Annotated in this window: 5 protein-coding genes; 1 reads left to right on the top strand and 4 read right to left on the bottom strand. The window is 73.9% G+C overall.

The window, feature by feature from the left end; genetic code table 11:
* Positions 1 to 36: 36 nt before the first annotated feature.
* From ACFU5G_RS09835 to pdhA, 3 genes are read right to left on the bottom strand one after another with little or no spacing between them, the layout of a single operon-like run.
* Positions 37 to 1,476 carry a dihydrolipoamide acetyltransferase family protein gene (locus tag ACFU5G_RS09835; protein WP_377243142.1) on the bottom strand — a complete coding sequence of 480 codons (1,440 nt, stop codon included), beginning with the start codon at positions 1,474 to 1,476 and terminating at the stop codon, positions 37 to 39.
* 18 nt (positions 1,477 to 1,494) lie between these two features.
* Complete coding sequence (locus ACFU5G_RS09830; RefSeq protein ID WP_377243140.1) at positions 1,495 to 2,529, bottom strand: alpha-ketoacid dehydrogenase subunit beta; 1,035 nt, start codon at positions 2,527 to 2,529, stop codon at positions 1,495 to 1,497.
* A 5-nt stretch (positions 2,530 to 2,534) separates the two neighbouring features.
* Positions 2,535 to 3,704 carry a pyruvate dehydrogenase (acetyl-transferring) E1 component subunit alpha gene (pdhA, locus tag ACFU5G_RS09825; RefSeq protein ID WP_377243138.1) on the bottom strand — a complete coding sequence of 390 codons (1,170 nt, stop codon included), beginning with the start codon at positions 3,702 to 3,704 and terminating at the stop codon, positions 2,535 to 2,537.
* Between the two features lie 304 nt (positions 3,705 to 4,008).
* Between pdhA and ACFU5G_RS09820 the strand changes: the two genes are divergently transcribed.
* Positions 4,009 to 5,019, top strand: a complete 1,011-nt coding sequence (locus ACFU5G_RS09820) for an acetylxylan esterase (RefSeq protein ID WP_377243136.1) — start codon at positions 4,009 to 4,011, stop codon at positions 5,017 to 5,019.
* 6 nt (positions 5,020 to 5,025) lie between these two features.
* Here the strand turns inward: ACFU5G_RS09820 and ACFU5G_RS09815 are convergent, their stop codons facing one another.
* A complete protein-coding gene (locus ACFU5G_RS09815) occupies positions 5,026 to 6,564 on the bottom strand; it encodes an MFS transporter (protein WP_377243134.1) in 1,539 nt (512 codons plus the stop codon).
* Positions 6,565 to 6,569: the final 5 nt, after the last annotated feature.

Here is a 6,569-nt window from a genome sequence, read left to right as displayed (position 1 = left end):
GGGGGTCTGACACGTTCTACGGGGCCTTGCCCGGGATCAGCTCCAGACGAGGCCGCGCGCCGGCTCCTCGAGCACGCGCGCGACGTCGGACAGGAACCGCGCACCCAGCTCGCCGTCGGCCAGCCGGTGGTCGAAGCTGAAGCTCAGGGTGGTGACCCAGCGCGGCTTCACCTTGCCCTTGTGCACCCACGGCTGCTTGCGGATCGCGCCGAAGGCGAGGATGCCCGACTCCCCCGGGTTGAGGATCGGCGTACCCGTGTCGATCCCGAAGACACCCAGGTTGGTGATGGTGATGGTGCCGTCGGACATGTCGGTGACCGACGTGCGCCCGGCCCGCGCGGTCGCCGTCAGCCCCGCGAGCGCCTTGGCGATGCCGAGCAGGTCGAGCGTGTGCGCGTCCTTGATGTTCGGCACCACGAGCCCCCGCGGGGTGGCCGCGGCGATGCCCAGGTTCACGTAGTGCTTGTAGACGATCTCCTGGGCCGCGTCGTCCCACGAGGCGTTGATCTGCGGGTGCCGCTTCACGGCGAGCAGCACCGCCTTGGCCGCCACCAGCAGGGGCGTCACCTTGACGTCCGTGAAGTCGCGGTCCTCCCTGAGCGCGGCCACGAGCTTCATCGTCTTGGTGACGTCGACGGTGTGCAGCACCGTCACGTGCGGCGCGGTGAAGGCGCTGGCCACCATGGCCTCGGCCGTGCGCTTGCGCACGGACCGCACCGGCACGCGCGTCTGGCGCCCGTCCGGCGAGACGACGCCCTTGGCGAGCCACGGCTCGTCGTCCGGGTAGCTGGTCAGCTTCTGCACCGACGACCGCTCGGCGTGGGCCACCACGTCCTCGCGCGTCACGATGCCGCCGGGACCCGACGCGTGCACCCCGGCGAGGTCCACCCCCAGGTCCTTGGCGAGCTTGCGGACGGGCGGCTTGGCCAGCACGCGGGCGCGTGCTGCCGTCGTCGTCCCGGTGTCCGACGGCGGGGCCGCCACAGGGGCAGGCGCCGGTGCGAGCGGGGCCACCACCGGGGCGGGGGCCGGAGCCGGGGCGGGCGGGGCGGTCACGGCCGCGGCCGGGGCGGCCCCAGCCGCCTGGTGCCGGCGACGACGTCCGCTCGCCTTGGCCTCGGCGGTGCCGTAGCCGACGAGCACCGACCCGGAGGTCTCGTCCGCGGCGGCGGGTGCCTCCGGTGCGGCCGCGGTGCCGTTCGACGCCGGGGCGGGCGCACCGGCGCCGTCGGACACCGTGATCTCGATGATCGGGGTGCCGACGTCGACGGTGGTGCCCGACTCGACGAGGAGCGCGGAGACGGTCCCGTTCCAGGGCGACGGCAGGTCGACGAGCGACTTGGCCGTCTCGATCTCGACGATCGTCTGGTTGATCTCGACGGTGTCGCCGACGGCGACCTGCCACTCGACGATCTCGGCCTCGGTGAGGCCCTCACCGACGTCAGGGAGCGGGAACCGCTGGATGTTCGAACTCACTCTCGGTTCACTCCTGGGTCAGTGCGCGAAGGCACGGTCGACGGCGTCGAGCACACGGTCCACGCTCGGCAGGTACTCGTGCTCGTGCTTGGCCACGGGGTACGGGGTGTGGAAGCCGCCCACGCGGAGCACGGGTGCCTCCAGCGCGTAGAAGCACTCCTCCGTGACCCGCGCCGCGATCTCGGCGCCGGCGCCGAAGAACACGGGCGCCTCGTGGATGACCACGCAGCGGCCCGTCTTGCGGACGCTGGCGACCACGGCCGCGGTGTCGATCGGCGAGATGGCGCGCAGGTCGATCACCTCGGCGGACCGGCCCTCCTCCGCGAGGGCGTCGGCGGTCTTGAGCGCCGTCACCGTCGACGGGCCGTACGCGACGAGCGTGACGTCGGTGCCCTGGCGGACCACCTGGGCGGCGTTGAGCGTGTCGGTGCCGACGGGCGCGCCCAGGTCGACCGGCCCCTTGCCCCAGTAGCGGCTCTTCGGCTCGAAGTAGATCACGGGGTCCGGGGAGGCGATGGCCTCCTGGATCATCGTGTAGGCGTCCTGCGGGGTGCTCGGCGAGACCACGCGCAGACCCGCGGTGTGCGCGAACAGCGCCTCCGGGCTCTCGCCGTGGTGCTCGACGCCGCCGATGCCGCCGCCGTACGGGATCCGGATGACGACGGGCATCTGCACCGCACCGCGCGTGCGGTTGTGGATCTTGGAGAGCTGCGTGGTGATCTGGTTGAACGCCGGGAAGACGAACCCGTCGAACTGGATCTCGCAGACCGGCCGGTAGCCGCGCATGGCCAGGCCGATGGCGGTGCCGACGATGCCGGACTCCGCCAGGGGCGTGTCCACCACGCGCTGCTCGCCGAACTCGGCCTGCAGGCCGTCGGTCACGCGGAAGACGCCGCCCAGGGGGCCGATGTCCTCACCCATGAGCATGACCTTGTCGTCGCGCCGCATCGCGGCGCGCAGGCCCTCGTTGATCGCCTTGCCCAGCGACAGCGTCTGGATGCCCGACGGCGCCTCCGTGGCGCCACCTGATGTGGTCTGCGTTCGTTCCGCCATGGTTGTCATCGTGCGCCTCCCTGGGCCGACTCCGCGATCGCGTACTGGGGGGCCGGCGGGTCACCGGCGTCGTAGGCCTCGTACCAGGCCCGTTCTGCGGCGACGACGCCGTGCGGCGTGGCGTACACGTCGTCGAAGGTGCTGGAGACGGCCGGGCCGCCGTCGAGGGCGCGGACACCGGTGCGCAGCTTCGCGCCCAGCTCGTCCCCCGCGGCCTTGATCTCGGCCTCGAAGTCGTCGTCGAGCCCGCCCTCGGCGCGCAGCAGGGCGGCGAGGCGGTCGATCGGGTCGCGACGCCGCCACTCCTCCTCCTGGTCGCTGGTGCGGTAGCGCGTCGGGTCGTCCGACGTGGTGTGCGCGCCCATGCGGTAGGTGAACGCCTCGATGAAGCTCGGGCCCTCGCCGTTGCGGGCCCGCTCGAGCGCCTCCTGGGTGGCGGCGTACACCGCGAGCACGTCGTTGCCGTCGACCCGCAGGCTGGGCATGCCGAACGCCTCGCCGCGCCGGTACAGCGGCGTCTTCGTCTGCCGGGTGGTGGGCTCGGAGATGGCCCACTGGTTGTTCTGCAGGAAGAACACGACCGGGGCCTCGTTCACCGCCGCGTAGACCATGGCCTCGTTGACGTCGCCCTGCGAGGTGGCGCCGTCACCGAAGTAGGTGATCACGGCGGTGCCGTCGTGCTTGTCGTGCGGGGTGGCGTCCCGCTGGACGCCCATGGCGTAGCCGACGGCGTGCAGCGCGTGGGCGCCGATCACGATCGTGTAGACGGCCGTGTTGTGCTCGGTCGGGTTCCAGCCACCGTGGTCCGAACCGCGGAAGAACCGCAGCCGGTCGACAGGGTCCAGCCCGCGGACGTGCAGCACGCCGTGCTCCCGGTAGGACGGGAAGACGTAGTCCTGCGTCCGCAGCGCGTAGGCGCTGCCGACCTGCGCGGCCTCCTGGCCACGAGCAGGCGCGAACAGGGCGAGCTCGCCCTGCCGCTGGAGCGAGGTCGCCTCGTCGTCGAAACGACGAGTCAGGACCATGTCGCGGTACATGCCACGGAGGTCTTCCGTGGTCAGGGCGGCGGCGCGGTCGCGATAGCCCTTGGTGCCGCGTGTCGTGACGCGGCGCCCTTGGGGATCGAGTAGCTGCAACGTCGGGATCGCCTCGTTGGAGCCGTTGGTGGTAGTCACACTTTCCTCCTTCACCTGCGGGCGGCGAGCGCCCGCTGATGCGGAGACGCCCGGCCCGTTCCGGGGACCTTTCCATCCTGGCACGGGTCCAGCCGGAAATTTGGCCGATCCGCAACCTACGCTCTCGTAGCCTACGCAAGCGTAGGCTACGGCTCCGTAGGTTGGTCTGCCGCGATGTCCCCCAATCTCTCCGGGGAGCGTTTGTCGAAACCCACCAAGGGTGCGACCGGGTCTCGGGGACGGGGCCAGCACACCCTCCGCGCGGCGTCCGCGTCTCGCCGGGCACCGACCCGATACTGGTCCGATGCCCCTGCCCGAGCCCTACGCCGGCTGGTTTCCCGACGCCCCGATCGACGGCACCTACGGGTACGACCGGGAGTCCCTGCTCGCCGTGCCACCGGTCCCGGCCCCCGCCGGCTTCGCCGAGCTGTGGACCGGCTGGTTCGCGGCATCCCGCGCGGTACGCACCGAGCCGCGGCTGACGTCGCTCGGCCGCGACGGCGCGCACGACCTCTACGAGGTGGAGCACGCGGGCGCGGGCGGGCTGCGGCTGCGCGGCTGGCTGGCCCTGCCGTCGGACGGCGCCGCCCGGGTCGGCGTCGTGCACAGCCACGGGTACGGCGGCCGGGACGCGCCGGACTTCGCCCGGGTGCCCGACGACGCCGCCGTCGTCTTCCCCGTGGCACGCGGTCTCGGCGCGCTCAACGTCGGTGTGGGCGCCCCGGACAACGCGGCCGAGCACGTGGTGCACGGCATCGAGTCGGTGCAGACCTACTCCCTGGGCCGCTGCGCCGTCGACCTGTGGCACGCGGCCGACGCCCTCGTCGAGATCGCCGGGGACCTGCCGCTCTACTACGTGGGCGCGAGCTTCGGCGGGATCGGGGCGCTGGCCGTGCCCTGGGACCGCCGGTTCGTGGGTGCGACCTTCGTGGTGCCGAGCTTCGGGCAGTACGACGTGCGGCTCGGCCTGGAGTGCACCGGCAGCGGGGAGGCCGTGCGCCGGTACGTCGCCGAGCACCCGGAGGCGCGGGACGTGCTGCGCTACTTCGACACGTCGACGGCGGCCGGGTACCTGCGCGTCCCCGTGCGCTGCGAGTGCGCCCTGTGGGACGCGGCGGTGCCGCCGCCCGGGCAGTTCGCCGTGGCGAATGCCGTGGCGGCGGCCGCCGCGGCCCGGGCGGGCGGTTCCGCGTGCCCCGCGCTGGAGCTGGAGACCCTGCCGGCGGGGCACGCCGACTATCCCGGCGACCAGGACGTCGACGCCCGGGCCGCCGCGGCGACCCGGGCCCACATCGCGCGCTGCCTGGCGGGCTGACCCGGGTCAGCCCGCGGCGCTGTGGTGCGCGACGCGGTGCGCCAGCAGGGCGAACACTACGGCGCAGCCGGCCTGGACGGTCAGGGCGGCGACGAGGCCGACGGTCAGGCCCGACCCCGTCCCGGTGGCGTCCGCCGCGGCCGTCCCGCCGGCGGCTCCGCCCGCCAGGCCGGCCACGGCGTGGAAGAGGCCGCCCAGCAGCGCGACGCCCAGCCCGATCCCGAGCTGCTGCAGCGTGGTCAGCAGCCCGCCCGCGACGCCGGCCGCCCAGACCGGGGTGCGCGAGAGCACCGTCTGCAGCGCCGGCCCGTACATGAACGCCTGCGCGGCACCGAGCCCGACGAGCAGCGGCTGCAGCGCCAGCGGCGCGCTCCCGCCGTCGTCGAGCCCGATGACGAGGGCGATGGCGAGCAGTGCCGCTCCCTGCACGGAGGCGGCGTAGACCATGATCCGCGGCCCCACCCGGCGCAGGACTCCCGGCAGCAGCAGCGCGGCGATGAAGAACCCGCCGCCGAAGCCGAGCGTCAGCATCGCGACGTCCCAGCCGTCGGCGCCCCAGGCGGTCTGCGAGTACTCCGAGACCTCGTAGAGGAACGCGCCGTAGGAGACGAAGAACAGCAGGGTCATGGTCAGGCCGATCCGCACCACCGGGACCCGCAGCACGCTCGGCGGCGCCACGGGCAGCCCGCCCCGTCGCTCCGTGGCGCGCTGCGCGAGGCCGAAGGCCGTGAGGGTGACCGCGGCGACGGCCAGGAGGACGAGCGACCAGGCCGGCCACCCCGCCGTCGGGCCGAGGGTCAGGGGTACGACCAGGGCCACCAGCCCGCCCCCGAGCAGGGCCGCGCCCCGCAGGTCGAGCCCGAGCGGCGCCGGCGAGCGGGACTCCGGGACGGCGCGCAGGCCGGGCAGCGCCAGCAGGGCGATGAGACCGGTGATCACCTGGACCGCGCGCCAGGCCAGGTGCCCCGGCAGCACGACGGTCGTCGCGCCCGCCACGACCTGGCCGGCGATCGAGGCGATCGCGCCGGCCGCCGTGAACAGGATGATCCCGCGGGTGCGGAGCCGGTCGGGCGCCGTGGCCTGGATGCTCGTGAGCACCTGGGGCGTGAACAGCCCGGCGGCCAGGCCCAGGGCCGCGCGCAGGGCCACGAGGGAGACCACGTCCTGGGCCAGCCCGGTCAGGACGGCCAGCGCCCCGAAGGCGATCAGCCCGGTCCGGAGCAGCCGCCGGCGGCCGTAGCGGTCACCCAGCCGTCCGGAGACCACCAGACCGGCGGCGAAGGTGGTGGTGTAGGCGGACAGCACGAGCGCCCCACCGGACGGGCCGGCACCCAGGTCCGCCACGATCGCGGGGACCAGCAGGTTCACCGCGCCGAACGTGAAGTTCACGGGCAGGAAGGCGAGCAGCAGGACGGCGAGGCCGCCCGCGGTCAGGGCCGACGCCGGTGCCGGTGCCGGTGCCGCGGCGGGGAGCGGGCGGGCCGGGACTCCCGGGTGAGCCGGCAGCGCGGCGGGTTCGACCGCCGTGCGGAGGGATGTCGTCATACCCC

The organism is Promicromonospora sp. NPDC057488 (assembly GCF_042802395.1).
Classification (GTDB): Bacteria; Actinomycetota; Actinomycetes; order Actinomycetales; family Cellulomonadaceae; genus Promicromonospora.
Note: the sequence above shows the minus strand (reverse complement) of the source record. Positions and strands in the feature narration are given on the sequence as shown.

Bases quoted from the DNA above. Each gene is read 5' to 3' on its own strand.
- ACFU5G_RS09830 (WP_377243140.1), bottom strand. From the start codon at position 2,529: ATGGCGGAACGAACGCAGACCACATCAGGTGGCGCCACGGAGGCGCCG.
- ACFU5G_RS09820 (WP_377243136.1), top strand. From the start codon at position 4,009: ATGCCCCTGCCCGAGCCCTACGCCGGCTGGTTTCCCGACGCCCCGATC.
- ACFU5G_RS09815 (WP_377243134.1), bottom strand. From the start codon at position 6,564: ATGACGACATCCCTCCGCACGGCGGTCGAACCCGCCGCGCTGCCGGCT.